This window comes from Faecalibacillus sp. H12, assembly GCF_013361255.1.
GTDB classification, from domain to species: Bacteria; Bacillota_I; Bacilli_A; order Erysipelotrichales; family Coprobacillaceae; genus Faecalibacillus; species Faecalibacillus intestinalis.
This window is the reverse complement of the sequence record NZ_JABWDK010000039.1, coordinates 1-14,808: the sequence shown is the minus strand read 5'-3', so window position 1 is coordinate 14,808 and position 14,808 is coordinate 1. Positions and strand designations below refer to the sequence as shown.

Here is a 14,808-nt window from a genome sequence, read left to right as displayed (position 1 = left end):
CCCCTTAATAATTTAGAGCGAATTTCGCTAAAGCACTCGATTATTTAGAGCGCCATTTTGTCGTACTTTTCTTTCGTTTATTTTTTTGATAACGTTTCAATAAACTCATTTAAACGATTAAGCCATTGATCATGTTTATTGATTTTAATTGTTATTTTATTATCTAAAGATTTAAAGGCTGGCTTTGTAAAAAGTTGATTAGCAAGCAAGAATAATTTATCACCTGAAATTGTTTCAAAAGCATTTGGTGAAAAGATAATTTCTAGTTGTTTACCAGAATCTTTAATATCTTCAATAATAGAATAATGTGAAAGAATTTCAAGTTTTCTCTTTTCAATCAATGTTAAAATAGCTTCCGGTAAATTTCCATAATAATCATCAAATTCCGCTTTTAAACTATTAAGTTCACTCATTGTTTTTGCTTTATCTAATCTTTGATACAATTCAAGTTTTTCATAATCACTTTCTACATAGTCATCAGGAATATAACCATCTACACTCACATTTAAGTTTTTAACTTCTTCTTCAGGCTTTTCATCTTTATGCATTCTTACATTGATGGCATCTTGTAAGATCTTCATATACATTTCAAAACCAATATCATCAATGAACCCAGCTTGTTTACCCCCAAGAATATCTCCTGAACCACGAATTGATAAATCACGCATGGCAATTTTATAACCACTACCAAGTTCAGTAAATTCTTTAATCGCTTTTAAACGTTTTAATGCATCATCTTGAATAGACTTATCTTTTTTATAAAGAAGATAAGCATAAGCGCCTCTTTCACTACGACCTACACGTCCTCTAATTTGATAAAGTTGGGCTAACCCAAATTTATCAGCATCTTCAACAATCATCGTATTGGCATTAGGAATATCAATTCCTGTTTCAATAATTGTTGTACAAATAAGAACATTAAATTCTTTATTCATAAAACGAAGCATAACATCTTCTAGTTCATTTTTATCCATTTGACCATGTCCTATAGCTACTTTTGCATTAGGAACAGTAGAAGAAATTTTATAAGCTACATTAGCGATTTGATCTGTTCGATTATAAAGATAGAAAACTTGTCCATCCCTAGCGAGTTCTCTTTCAATAACTTGTTTAATTAACGTATTATTTTTTTCAACAACATAAGTTTGTACAGGTAATCTATTTTTAGGTGGTGTATCGATTTTCGATAATCCTCTAATTCCCATTAAAGACATTTGTAATGTACGAGGAATTGGTGTAGCTGAAAGAGAAAGAACATCAATGGTTTCACGGTATTCTTTGATTTTTTCTTTTTGTTTAACACCAAAACGTTGTTCTTCATCGATAACAAGTAACCCTAAATCATTAAACGCGACATCTTTTGATAAAATACGATGTGTTCCTATTAATAAATCAATTTTACCTTCTTTAACTTCTTTTAAAATACGTTTCTTTTCTTTAGATGAAGTAAAACGATTGAGTAAAGCAATTTCTACAGGGAAATTTTTAAAACGTTCGGTGGCTGTTTTAAAATGTTGCATTGATAAAATAGTTGTTGGACAAAGAAAAGCTACTTGTTTATGATCTAAAATCGCTTTAAAAGCACCACGTAAGGCCACTTCAGTTTTACCAAAACCAACATCTCCACATAAAAGACGATCCATTGGTTGAGGTTTTTCCATATCCAATTTAATCTCATCAACACTTCTTTGTTGATCAGTAGTTAAAGCATAACCAAATTGATTTTCAAAATCGATTTGTAATTCATTATCCTTAGAAAAAGCAAACCCTGGTGAAGACATTCTTTTAGCATATAATTCTATTAATCGATCAGCAATATCATCAATTTTATTTTTAGCCTTTTGTTTAGCTTTTGTCCATTTGCTACTTCCAAGAGCATGGATCATTGGTACTTTACCATCAGCACTTGCATACTTACGAATCATTTTAAATTGTTCAACTGGAATATAAAGCGTATCATCTCCAGCATAAGCCACATATAAATAATCTTTATGATATCCTTTAACATCAAGTGTTTTAATTCCTAAATATTGCCCTATTCCATAGCTATCATGAACAACATAATCACCAACATTTAATTCTTGGAAGTTACGTAATGTTTTAGCATCTTTAAATCTAAAATATTTTGTTTTATAAACATTGACTTCTCCAAATAATTCATAGGCTGTTAAAATAACTACTTTTTCTTCAATAAGTTCTAATCCTGATGCAAGTTTTCCTACATAAAGATTAATACCTGGATAAATTACTTCATCAATTCCTACAAGTGTATATTTCATTTCATGACGATCAAAAAGTTCCACCATCAATTGAAGTTGATGTTTATTTTCTAGAGAAATTAAAATTTGACTATTCTTTAAATAATCATTGATTTGTTGGATGACACGTTTTTCATCATCTCGATTAAACATCACATCGTGACTTAAAAAGACAACATCGTCTTTATTTGTTGTAAAAGTATTAATGGCTTGATAGTTATCTTTAATAATGCTATCAAAATCTTGATAAAGTTGATTATCTTTTAAAAAGCGTCCACTTTGGCTTAATTCTTGATAATAATAGAAGTTTTCTGAAATATAGTTTTTGATTTGAAAATGAATATCTTCTTCTTGACATAAAATAGTAATTGGATCATCTAAATAATCTTTAATACTCGTCACATTTTTAAAGAGATGATAATACGCATATTGACTACTATCTGTAGCATGTGCTTTTAAGTTTTCAATATCGATCATGATTTTTTCTTCAAAATCATCTTTAAATAAATCATCCATCTTTTGATATTGTTCTTCAAAAGAATCTTTGATTTGTGTAACAACTGAACCTACTTCTTGATCTAAATAAAGAAGATCGGTAGCTGGAATAATTTCAATTTCATCCACTTTTTCAATCGTTCTTTGTGTTTTTTCATCAAAAAATTTAATATAATCAATTTCATCATCAAAGAAATCAATACGAATAGGATGGTCATATTGCATTGAAAAAATATCAACGACTCCCCCACGTTTAGAAAAATAGAAAGGTTGATCAACACGTGTTGTATGCATATAACCTGCTTGCACTAAAAATCTTTGTAAATCATAAACATCAATATGATCTCCTACTTTTAAAGTCATACAGTTTTTCTTAAAAACATCAACAGTTGGAACATATCGCATCACACTATGACCATGACTGATCAAAAGATGTGGACCAGGTCGTGTAAGTTGATACATCGTTCCTAATCTTTGTCCTAATAATTCTCCTGAAGCGGCCAAACTTTCAATACGATAAGATTCATCTACAGGAAAATAAAGGGCTTCATCAATCATTTGAGAAACTTGTTTATAAAGAAGATTAGCTTCATATTGGTTTGATTTAACAATCAGCATATCTTTTTTTAAAGTCAAAAATGCGCTAGCAATCAGTAGCGCTTCGCTGTTGGAAGAATTGACAACGATATTTTGTTTATTCAATAAAGCATTAAATGCTTTATTATCTTTTAATAAATGTAGTATCTTTTTCATATGTGCCTCTAATTAAAACGATTCATTGCATGGTTAAATCCATGATCCAAATAATCAATGACTGCATCACTGGCATTTTCAATCCCTTGATTGATAGCATCTTGTTCATCTTTTGTAAAACGTGATAAAACATAATCAACAACTTTTATATATTTACTACGATCAATACCTACACGAATACGATTAAAATTTTGACTTCCAGTATGCAAGATAATATTTTTAATACCATTATGCCCACCAGCACTACCACTTTGTCTTAAACGAAGCTTCCCTACTGGCATATCTAAATCATCATAAATAACTAAGATATCTTCTTGATTGATTTTAAAGAAATCCATAACTTGTCTAACAGATTCTCCAGATAAATTCATATAAGTTTGTGGTTTTAATAAAATCACATCTTCACCTTTATATTTACTTTTTCCATAAAGTCCTTTAAATTTGTTTTGTGTCATTTCAATATTTAATTTTTCACTTAAACGATCTAATACCATAAATCCTGTATTATGTCTTGTATTTTCATATTCTTTTCCAGGATTACCTAAACCAATAATTAATTTCATTTTTTACCTCTTTAATCCAAATATTTTCATCGAAATAGGAGCTAAATATGTGCGTGATTCATGATCATTATAAATCACTTCATATTCATCCATATCATTTATTTCAAAATCATAATACGAAGGATTAAAATATGCAACAATCTCTTGATATTTTCCTTTATTTTGTTTCACACAATATCTTAAAATACGATAATCAAAATGATTTGTACTTACATATTCATTTACTTCTTGAATTGTCTCATACTTAAATCCACCATTTTCTTTTCTAAGTTGAATCATTTGTTTAAGAGTTTCAATATCCTCTTGATTTTCATCAACTAAAGACCAATTGACTGCATTAATATGATCTAATGTATTATACGTATTTCCAAGTCCATCTTTACTACGATAGAACTCTTGACCACAATGAATAAAAGGAATTCCTTGTGATAAAATAAGCGCAACATTCAACATCAATTGTCTTTTCTTACGAGTTTCAAGTGGTTCATCTCCATTACTAATTGCAAATTTATCAAATGTTGTCGCATTATCATGACATTCAACATAATTAATACTTTGATCAACATAGCTGTAGCGATTTGTATTTTTCATACATTCACCACCAATTTCACAATTATACATATTCCCTGCAAAATAACCTTTATCCTTTAAAGCAGAATCTCCACTTCCACCCTTTAAAGTTTCACGATAATAATCATTAAAGAAGCCAATATTTAACATCTTACGATGATTATCTTGCATTCCTTTTTCATGATCATCCATAGCTGTAGGCATATTCCATCCTTCGCCATACATAATAAAACTATCATCTATTTTTGAAGCTTGATCATAAACTTGATTTAAGGTTTCAATATCAATAATACCCATTAAATCAAATCTAAAACCATCTACTCCATAAAGTTTTTGCCAACGCAAACACATATCTTTAATATATCGTCTTACCATTTGATGTCTTGATTCCAAATCATTTCCACACCAAGAACCATTAGACATTTCTCCATATTGATTCTTTCTAAAATAATACCCCGGTACTGTTCTTTCAAACGCACTTGTATAATAATCATACATATGATTATAAACAACATCCATCACCACTCTTAAACCTTTTTGATGAAGTGTTGAAACCATATGACGACATTCTTTAACTCGAGAATAACCATCTTGAGGATCTAAAGCATAACTTCCTTCAGGAACATTGTATTGAATTGGATCATAACCCCAGTTATACATCACTGTAGGATGAAGTTCATCTACTGTCGCAAAATCATACATTGGCATGATTTGAACGTGAGTGACACCTAAATCTACAAGATAATCAAACCCTGCTTTATTACCTTGTGGTGTAACTAAACCACTTTCTACTAAAGACATAAAAGTCCCTGGATGTGTTGCGTTAATTGTCTTAGACATAGTAAAATCACGAACACTTAATTCATAAATGATCGCTTCTGTTTTTCTTTTCATATGTTGTAAGTTTTCTAAATAAAGTGGTTCATTGATTTTATCAACATCAATGACAATATTACTATTACTATTAGCATTAGAAGCATAAGCATAAAGATCTAATGTTTCATGAAAACTTTTATGATGACGAATCAAATAATTATATTCTTGATTATCCAAATCTCCTTGGATCGTTACTTCAAAAACCCCTTTTTCTTTTCTTTCCATTTGATAAGCTTCATTTCCTACTTTAACCATGACTTCTAAAGCCGTAGGCGCCCATACTTTGAAAGTTGTCTTTTCTTTTTGATAAAGAGGGCCTAATTTTCCATCATAATAAAATAATTCATCAAAATCATCCAATTCAGAAAGTCTTACATATTGTAAAATAGCACTTAAACCATAATTATCTACCATCTCATAATGATGCGTTAAATCAATATGAACATTTTTAAAATAATATTTAACACAAATATCATCTTCACATGTTTCAGCAACAGGAATTTCTACAAGTGTTTCTTTATTTAAATCTCTCAAATAAAATTTTGGAGAAATTCCCCCATAATTTTTTTTTGAAAGTCTTACTTCTATTTTATTAAGCTCTATTAAATTGGCGAGCATACGTATTTTGCCTTTTTCCATTTTTAATCACCTAATCGTATTATACGCAAAATATATATTTTATTCAAACATCTTCTTTTTTGCTTTGATGTTCAAATTTTATGATATAATACCCTCGGTGATATAAATGAAAGTTGGTTTAGTATTAGAAGGTGGCGCTATGCGTGGTTTATACACAGCGGGTGTCATTGATACATTTTTAAAAGAAAAGATTGATGTTGATACAATTATTGGTGTTTCAGCGGGAGCTTTATTTGGAATGAATTATAAATCAAAACAAATAGGACGTGTTTTGAGATATAATAAAGCTTACGTTGGAAATAAAGATTATATGGGTGTTTATTCTTTTTTAAAAACAGGAAATGTCATGAATGAAGAATTTTGTTTCGAAAAATTGATTGATGATTTAGATCCAATTGATTATCAAAGTTATCAAGAATCTCCTGTTGATTTTTATGCCGTTGTGACAAATTTACAAACAGGAAAAGCAGAATATAAGTTGTTGGATACTTTAGATAATTATGATCAAGTTGAATATTTAAGAGCATCAGGTTCAATGCCTTTTGTATCTCATATCATTCAAGTCAATGGTCATGAATATTTAGATGGTGGCTGTAGTGACAGTATTCCTATTAAAAAAATGTTAGAGATGGATGTTGATAAAATCATTGTCGTTTTAACAAGACCCATAGATTATCGTAAAAAGCCATCCAATAAACATCTTAATAAACTCTTTTATCATCAATATCCTCATTTTGTAGAAACCTTAAATAATCGTTATTTAAATTATAATGCGTCTTTAGATTTGATTACAAAATTAGAAAAAGAAAAGAAGATTTTTGTTTTAAGACCTAGTCAACTCATCCCTATTGGACGACTTGAAAAAGACAAAGAAGTCATTCAACAAATGTATGACTTAGGTGTAAGTGATTGTAATAATCAATTAGAAAACTTAAAAAAATACTTAAGAGGCTAAATTAGCCTCTTATTAATTGGTATTTAATTAAAAGTTCTTTAATTTCATCTGGTGAAACACATCCATTTTCACCTAGATGAATTGCTGGTTTCGTTTTACCATGGAAATCGCTTCCACAAGTAAATAATAAATTAAGATCTTTAGCTTTTTGATAAAAATAATCATTGGTTTCAAGGCTATGATAACTTGAAAAGCATTCAACTCCTTGAAGTCCTTTTTCTACCATTTCATCGAAAATGTCAAACTTTCCTTTTAAATTATTTCCTGGATGTGCTAATACAGCTACTCCCCCATGATCATTAATTAATTGAATTGTTTTTTCTAATGAAGGAAAAATAACTTCTGTATAACAAGGTTTTCCTTGAGCATAATAATCCCAATAGAAATTAACATAGGGATTATCACTACGACTTCCGCCACTTCGATAAGGTTTTAAAAGTTCATGATCTACATATCTTTCATCCTTTAACAAAGCTTCACCAAACATTTCTCCAGTATAAACCCCATTACTACTTAAGGCATCTAATTGTTCTTTTTTTAAATCAAAACCTAATTGATTGGTAAGTTCTAATTTTTTTAAACTACAGTTAAGTTCTTGTTTTAAAATATCTTCTCCCAATTGATTAAATACTGGGTTTGTATAATCGATTCCATAGCCTAAAACATGTAAATTGATTCCTTTATAAGTACAATCAATTTCAATAGCAGGAATATATTTTATCTTTAATTCTTCTGCTTTCTTTTTGGCTTCATCAATGGCTTTGACCCAGTTATGATCAGCAATCGCCATAATTTTCACCCCTGCTTCATGACACATTTCTACAAGTTGGGTAGGTGTAAATTCTCCATCATCGCTGTATAAACTATGCATATGTAAATCAATATAACTTTTATTCATTATTCATCCCTCCTATCATTTGATTCTTTCCTATTTGAAAAAGTCCTTCTTTAATTAATTTATATAGTTGATTAATTTTAATTATTTGAGGTTGATGTTTTAAAGGAATCGTTGGTAAAGATATTTGTATGTCTTTTAAAACATCGCTACAAATACCAATAGCTTCTGGATTTAAGACACAACATAAAGTAACAATCTGTTTTTCTAATAATTCTTGAGGAGCATCTTTTAATAAACACTCTTGTTGTAAATGATCATAAAAAGGTAAGCATCGAAGTTCTCCCGCAAAATGACTAAAGCCATTATAAAGTTTCCCTTGAATGATCATACCACAGCCTACATAATCAACCGCAGGCTGATAAATCAAAGCACTATTTTGATAGTGTGAATATTGATGATAAAAACCAATGCTGGCACAATTGACATCATTTTCAATGATTATTTTTTGTTTGATTTCTTTTTTTAAAATTTCTAATATATTTTTATTTTGAAAATCTTCAAAATCACACAAATCAATCATTCCCTGATCACAAACCCCTGGCAGTGATAAACAAATGACAGCAATTTCTTGATCTTTCTTTAATACCTTTTTTAACATCTTTAAAAACTCTTCAACTGTTCCTTTTAAAGAAGAATAATTTTTTTGATAAACAATTTGATCATATAAATCTATGATTTCAAAAATAAATTCATAACTCTTCTTATTCTTCTTTAAAACTATTTTTAACAGATGCTTATAATCCTTATATAACTGATATTCTTTAGACTTTCTACCACCCGTTGACTTAGAATCACTTACATATTCAATTTCATGACTTTTCAACATTTCTTGTAAAATATTAGTAGTTGTCGCCAATGAAAGACTTGTTTTATACGCTAAGTCATTTTTTGTCCAAATTTGTCCATCATAAAGGCATTCTCTTATTTTTATTTCGTTTTCTTGTTTTAAATCATTTACTTTTGACACTCTATCACCTAACTTTCATCAACTTTTGTCGAAAGATATTATAGTACAAAAGGTATAAAAAAAGAATGACCTTTCGATCATTCCTTATTTTCTACCATAATAAATATCTCGATCAACTGCTTTATTCATTGAAGCAACAACTGTTGTACATACTGCATCTCCAGTAATATTAACGGCTGTTCTTGTCATATCTAAGATACGGTCAATTCCCATAATTAAAGCAATTCCTTCTACTGGTAAACCAACGGAATTAAAGACCATGGTAAGTGTAATTAATCCAACACTTGGTACCCCTGCTGTTCCTATTGAAGCAAGCGTTGCTGTTCCAATAACTGTAGCATAATCCATCATAGATAGATGAATTCCAAAGGCTTGAGCTGTAAAGACAACCGCAACACCTTGCATGATGGATGTTCCATCCATATTGATTGTTGCTCCTAATGGAATTGTAAAGGATGAGATCTTTTTAGAGACACCCATTTTTTCAGCTAAAGTATCAATATTCATTGGAATTGTTGCATTGGATGTTGATGTTGAAAAGGCAAAAGCCATTACTGGGAAAAAGTTTTTAATAAAGATAATTGGATTTAATCCTGAAAAAATCTTTAACATTGACATATAAACCCCAAAACATTGAACTCCTAATGCAAGTAATACACAGAACATATATTTTAATAATGGGATGAAAACATCAAAACCTATTTCTGCAAATGTTTTAGAAATCAAACAGAAAACACCTATTGGTGCTAACTTCATAACAGCCATTGTCATTTCCATCATAATATCATTAAATTGACTAAAGAAGTTTTTAACAATATCTACACGATCTGACATATTTGCAAGAATAACACCTAAAATAAGCGCAAACAAGATAATTTGTAACATTGTTCCATTTGCAAGTGATTCAAAAATATTTGTTGGAATAATATTTAACAATGTTTCTGTCACACTTGTTGCTTGTGTTGACTCTGTTACTTTTGAAGTGATTTTAATTGCTGACATATCTAAACCAATACCTGGATTAATAACATTAGCGATACATAAAGCAACAACAACGGCAAGTGCTGTCGTACATAGATAAAAAAGCATTGTTTTAAGTCCTACAGCTCCTAATTTTTTAGTATCTCCTACTGCCATACTTCCACAAACAATTGAACAAAAGACAAGTGGTACAACTAACATACGCATTAAACGTATAAATCCTTGTCCTACAACATAAAATAAACCACTAACAATAAAATCATCAACGATTTTATTACTAGGAATACAATAATTAATAATAATTCCGGTAATTGCACCTGCAATAAGTGCTATAAAAATCAAAGTTGTTAAACCTAACTTCTTTTTATTTTTCATTATATAGACCCCTTTCTTTAAAATATTCTTTTAAAGATTCTTTCCATGAAGGAAAAATATAAACTGGAGTCATTGACATAATAAAATTATCTAAGACACAATAAGCTGGTCTAACTTTAGAAAAATCAGATAAATGAGTAGGTACTGCCTTCATTTGAGCTTCTTTTCCTGTAAGTTTTAAAATCTCATGAGCGAATTCATATCGACTACATACCCCTTTATTTGTCGCATGATATGTTCCATATTCATTTGTATCAATTAAATGTAAAATAAAACGTGCAAGTTCTTTAGCACTTGTAGGTGATCCAAATTGATCAGAGGCAATTGCTAGAGATTCACCTTTATTTACTTTTTCTAATAAATCATTAATAAAATTATTTCCCAAACCATAGACCCATGTACTTCTAATAATAAAATGCTTATAAGTAAATTCTTTAACATATTGTTCTCCAGCTAATTTAGATTTACCATAAGCTGTTTGTGGTCTTGTTTGATCAAACTCATTATAAGGTTGGTCACTTTTCCCATCAAAAACATCATCTGTAGAAATATGAACCAATTTAGCTTCTAATTTTCTAGCAATAATAGATAAATTTCTAGCACCTAAAGCATTAACTTTATAAGCTTTAGAAATATCATTTTCACATTCCTCTATATTTGTAAGTCCTGCACAGTTAATAATAATATCTGGTCTATTCATTTCCCCAAAACGTAAGACCTCATCCGTGTCTGTAATATCCAAGTCGTCTATGTCAGTATCAAGAACTTTGAATTCAAGTTTATCAATAATTTCATTGATTGCTTGTCCAATTTGTCCTTTAGCACCGCATATCCAAATTTTTTGCATAATTTCATCCTCCTTTAAATCTTGAATATTATATCTAGAGGGTTATTTGATGTCAAATTCAAACCTAGTTCATATTTCGTGATATAATAGTATTGAGGTGATTTTTATGAATGATTTATCTAAAATGTATCAAGTTTACGTAAATAAAGAATTACAAGTAAACAAAAATGAAATTTTAAATGTCGCTCGACTTAAGCAAAAAACGTTATCTTTCTTACATGATTTAGGAGAAGTTTGTCAGGATTCAAGATGTTTTATCTTTTGGGAAAAAGAAGAAGCTATTCATCACGATGAACTATTAGAACATTATTTAGATGGTTTAAAAATGTTAATGTCTATTGGTTATGAATTAAGAATTGATACTATTAAAAATCATACTGAAATTCCTAATCATTTATCTTTAGAAGACTTATTTTTAAAAATTTATCAATCAATGATGAATGTTTCATCAACTTATTCTAGTCAAGATTACCAAAATACAATTGATGACTATTTCTCTTTAGGATTTCAATTAGGTATTGATTTAGATGAAATTATTGATCATATTTAATTTGTGAGATGGAAACATCTCACTTTTTTATTTCATATGTTTATACTTAGATTTATAATATAATGATTTAAAACTTTTTGTTTTAAATGGCATAAAAAATAGGAGGATTAAAATATGAACCATTTTGAATATGTTTCTAAATCAAAGTACATGCCAGTAAATTGAGCATTTTGAACTGTAGATTTAGATTTATTTTCAACAATAAGTCTATTTTCATCTAATCCATTTGCAATTATTCATGCTGCCATTTTATCTGCTTCAGTTGCATTTGGATTATTTTTAGCAGTTCCACCACCTGTAACAGCTACATAAGCATTGGGATATTTTTGAGCACTTGCAAGTGCCGTTTGCAATCTTCCAACAAGTTCATCTTTCATTGTACCATCATCATTTAAAGCAACCCCTAAAACAGTAATACATAAACTATCATCATTTGGTAAACCATCAACATTGACATTCATATCAGTATTGACATAATCCCAATATTCCATGATTTTTTCCCATTCTTCCCCTTTAGTTGAATTAAGAGCTTTTAATTTTTCAACTAATCTTTGAATATCTGTTTTTGCTGTACTTTGATAAGTACTGTAATAGCTAATCATTTCATTAATAATATCAGTTTCGCCACTTTCACTAGCAAAAACAGGTATTGAAAAAGAAAATGATAAACATAAAAAACAACAACCGTCATAACAAATTTAAATATTTTTTTCATAATGTCTCCTCCTTGGATATATTACGCATCACTTGTAACCGTTTACTTTAAATATTTAATTTATTACATAATTTTACAATTTATAAAAAAATGTTGCGGTTATCGCAACACTTTTTTATTTTTGACAGATGCCACAAGGACTGTATCCTTGTTGTTGTAATTTTTTTGAAGTTGAAGTAACTACTTCTTTATTTTGTTCGCTCATTTTTGAAACACTTGAACAATTTGGATCATGATATTTTTTATTTTTTATATTAATAACATACTTTTTACTTTTATTACTTGACTTATTATGATAATCAAATGGATCTTTTGCTTCTTTGATGCCATAAGTTGGTTCTCCTTCTTTGGCTTTTCTTGAAGTTCCATTTTGATAATCAATAGTAACACCCGGTTGTACATTATAAACATAAACACAAAAACGAATCGTTTCATCTTCGACAGAAGCTGCTTGTAAAATCAAGCCTCTTGCTACTAATTCATCATCTTTATATACAGGAATGGCTTCATATAAAACATGATGATTCGTATTTTTAATATAATCTCTAACCTCTTCTTCAAAAGGCAACATACCTGTAACATTAAAATAACGTGTTCCCGTCATTAAATTTCTTTCTTCAGCATTTAAACCACTTAAAGCAAAACCAATTTGATGACAACGATTATATAAATATTTCGTAGAAATCAAATCATCATATCTTTGTGTTTTCCATCCTGACGGTTTAACCATTCCAATAGATTCCCTTTTATTTGTTGGAAGTGTTTCAGGGCCTAAACAAGCTTGATCTTTTTGAGTACGTCCATATTCATCTAAATCATTTAATTGAATATATGTTTTTGTAGTATATTCATTTTCTTTAAAAGTAGGAGTATTGTTATTGATTTCAATATATGGTTGTCCACTATATTCTTCTATTTGATTTAAAATATCTTGAACATTATTTTCATCAAAAGAAACCTGATCTGTTTCTATTTGTAATTGGTTTTCTATATTTGTAATTTGATAATGTAAGGTTTCTTTAGAGTCTACATAAAACGATTTTTGAGTTTCTTCACCATCTTGTACAACTTTTAACTCATGATTTCCTTTAGTTAACTTTAACTCATAAGTTCCTGCACCTTGACTTTTTAAAGTATCAATTTGATCTTGATCAACATAAACATCTACATCCTGACTACTTGTTTGTTCTAAAGAAAGTGTTACACTTTGCTTAGAAGATGCTTTTTCTACTTGTTGATTACATCCTGTTAAAGTAAATGTCATCAATAATGAAAGTAATAATAAATAGAGTTTTTTCATCATAGTTCCTCCTTGGAGTACAAGTATATCATAAATTTATATTTTTTCTTTTCTATTTTTTTTAAATAGGAACCTATTTCAAGGTTTTATTGGATAAAATATAAAAAATAGAAAACATGATCAAATACAAAAAGTATCATGGCAATCTACTTTTAATCATTGCTAAATAAAGATTAACATATTAAAATAGTAATAAAAATATTATCTTACTTAATCAAATAATTAGGAGAAAAGAAATGATAGATACTAAAAAAATTAGAAATAAACATGGTTTTACGCTTGTTGAAATAATAGTTGTTCTTGTCATTCTTGCAATTTTAGCTGCTATGGCTATTCCATCCGTTTTAGGATATGTAGATGAAGCAAAAAAAGCAGGTATTATACAAGAAGCACATGGGATTTATGAAGCAACGCAAATTGCTGCTACAAAATGCTATGCAACAGATGAAGATGAATTTAAAAAACAATCAATTTTTAAATATAGCTACACATTACCTGCAGATTTTCCTTATAAAAAAACAACAAACAATCAAGTTGGAAGAGTGTCTGATTCTTTAATGAGTCATGGACAAAGAGAGCCTGACAAGTATCTTAATGATAGCTATTCTGGCGCATCATATATTGATAAAGAAATTGTAAAAAATGTATTACATTTTTTACAAAGTGAAAATAAAAATTCAGCTATTTATAAATACAAAATACCAACTGACTGCCTCAACGGTCAATCCCTTAACGATTATACTCCTAGTAAAACCAATGGATTTGCTATTAATATATTCTATAACCAACAAGGTAAGATAGAAGCTATAAATTTTGCGAGAGATAATTATATGGTTACTATTTATAATGGAAAATTAAATTGTGTTAAAGGTGGTAAATCAATAAAATCAATAGAAAAGAAATAGTATAAAAAATAATTTTTATGTAAAAAAGGGGCTGTTACGAAATAATTTAAAATCGTAACATCTTTTTTTGTTATAAATTCTAACTAAAAAATAGGATATTGATATCTTACCAATGATATTTATTTCCTACTAATTAATTTCTCAACGATAACGTTTGAGGA

Annotated in this window: 12 protein-coding genes; 3 read left to right on the top strand and 9 right to left on the bottom strand. The window is 28.9% G+C overall.

The genetic code is table 11. The annotated features are described in order from the left end of the window. Window positions 1-77 precede the first annotated feature (77 nt). The 3 genes from mfd to pulA are packed head-to-tail and all read right to left on the bottom strand — an operon-like array spanning window position 78 to window position 6,154. Window positions 78-3,506, bottom strand: a complete 3,429-nt coding sequence (gene mfd / locus HUU89_RS13365; RefSeq protein WP_175302020.1) for a transcription-repair coupling factor — start codon at window positions 3,504-3,506, stop codon at window positions 78-80. An 8-nt stretch (window positions 3,507-3,514) separates the two neighbouring features. Continuing rightward, the gene (gene pth, locus HUU89_RS13360) at window positions 3,515-4,069 is read right to left on the bottom strand and encodes an aminoacyl-tRNA hydrolase (protein WP_117481910.1); all 555 of its coding nucleotides are present in this window, start codon (window positions 4,067-4,069) and stop codon (window positions 3,515-3,517) included. A 3-nt stretch (window positions 4,070-4,072) separates the two neighbouring features. Next, entirely contained in the window at window positions 4,073-6,154 is a 2,082-nt protein-coding gene (pulA, locus tag HUU89_RS13355) for a type I pullulanase (protein WP_175302019.1), read from the bottom strand. A 106-nt stretch (window positions 6,155-6,260) separates the two neighbouring features. Between pulA and HUU89_RS13350 the strand changes: the two genes are divergently transcribed. Further along, entirely contained in the window at window positions 6,261-7,109 is an 849-nt protein-coding gene (locus HUU89_RS13350) for a patatin family protein (protein WP_175302018.1), read from the top strand. 1 nt (window position 7,110) lies between these two features. Here the strand turns inward: HUU89_RS13350 and HUU89_RS13345 are convergent, their stop codons facing one another. The 4 genes from HUU89_RS13345 to rfbD all read right to left on the bottom strand — a co-directional run bounded on the left by HUU89_RS13345 (window position 7,111) and on the right by rfbD (window position 11,177). Next, entirely contained in the window at window positions 7,111-8,007 is an 897-nt protein-coding gene (locus tag HUU89_RS13345; RefSeq protein ID WP_175302017.1) for a PHP domain-containing protein, read from the bottom strand. Next, complete coding sequence (locus HUU89_RS13340; RefSeq protein ID WP_175302016.1) at window positions 8,000-8,974, bottom strand: ROK family protein; 975 nt, start codon at window positions 8,972-8,974, stop codon at window positions 8,000-8,002. The genes HUU89_RS13345 and HUU89_RS13340 overlap by 8 nt, the downstream gene beginning before the upstream one ends. Window positions 8,975-9,058: 84 nt before the next feature. Then, window positions 9,059-10,330, bottom strand: coding sequence for a dicarboxylate/amino acid:cation symporter (locus HUU89_RS13335; RefSeq protein ID WP_117481916.1), 1,272 nt, complete (start codon window positions 10,328-10,330; stop codon window positions 9,059-9,061). Next, window positions 10,320-11,177 carry a dTDP-4-dehydrorhamnose reductase gene (gene rfbD / locus HUU89_RS13330; RefSeq protein WP_175302015.1) on the bottom strand — a complete coding sequence of 286 codons (858 nt, stop codon included), beginning with the start codon at window positions 11,175-11,177 and terminating at the stop codon, window positions 10,320-10,322. Before rfbD ends, HUU89_RS13335 begins: the two co-directional genes overlap by 11 nt. Window positions 11,178-11,283: 106 nt before the next feature. Here rfbD and HUU89_RS13325 point away from each other — a divergent pair, with 106 nt between their 5' ends. After that, entirely contained in the window at window positions 11,284-11,727 is a 444-nt protein-coding gene (locus HUU89_RS13325; RefSeq protein ID WP_032090582.1) for a dUTP diphosphatase, read from the top strand. A gap of 236 nt (window positions 11,728-11,963) precedes the next feature. Here HUU89_RS13325 and HUU89_RS13320 read toward each other — a convergent pair whose 3' ends face one another. After that, window positions 11,964-12,329 carry a hypothetical protein gene (locus HUU89_RS13320; protein ID WP_175302014.1) on the bottom strand — a complete coding sequence of 122 codons (366 nt, stop codon included), beginning with the start codon at window positions 12,327-12,329 and terminating at the stop codon, window positions 11,964-11,966. Window positions 12,330-12,557: 228 nt separating this feature from the next. Beyond that, window positions 12,558-13,742, bottom strand: a complete 1,185-nt coding sequence (locus HUU89_RS13315) for a DNA/RNA non-specific endonuclease (protein WP_175302013.1) — start codon at window positions 13,740-13,742, stop codon at window positions 12,558-12,560. A gap of 236 nt (window positions 13,743-13,978) precedes the next feature. Between HUU89_RS13315 and HUU89_RS13310 the strand changes: the two genes are divergently transcribed. Then, complete coding sequence (locus HUU89_RS13310; RefSeq protein ID WP_175302012.1) at window positions 13,979-14,647, top strand: type II secretion system protein; 669 nt, start codon at window positions 13,979-13,981, stop codon at window positions 14,645-14,647. Window positions 14,648-14,808: the final 161 nt, after the last annotated feature.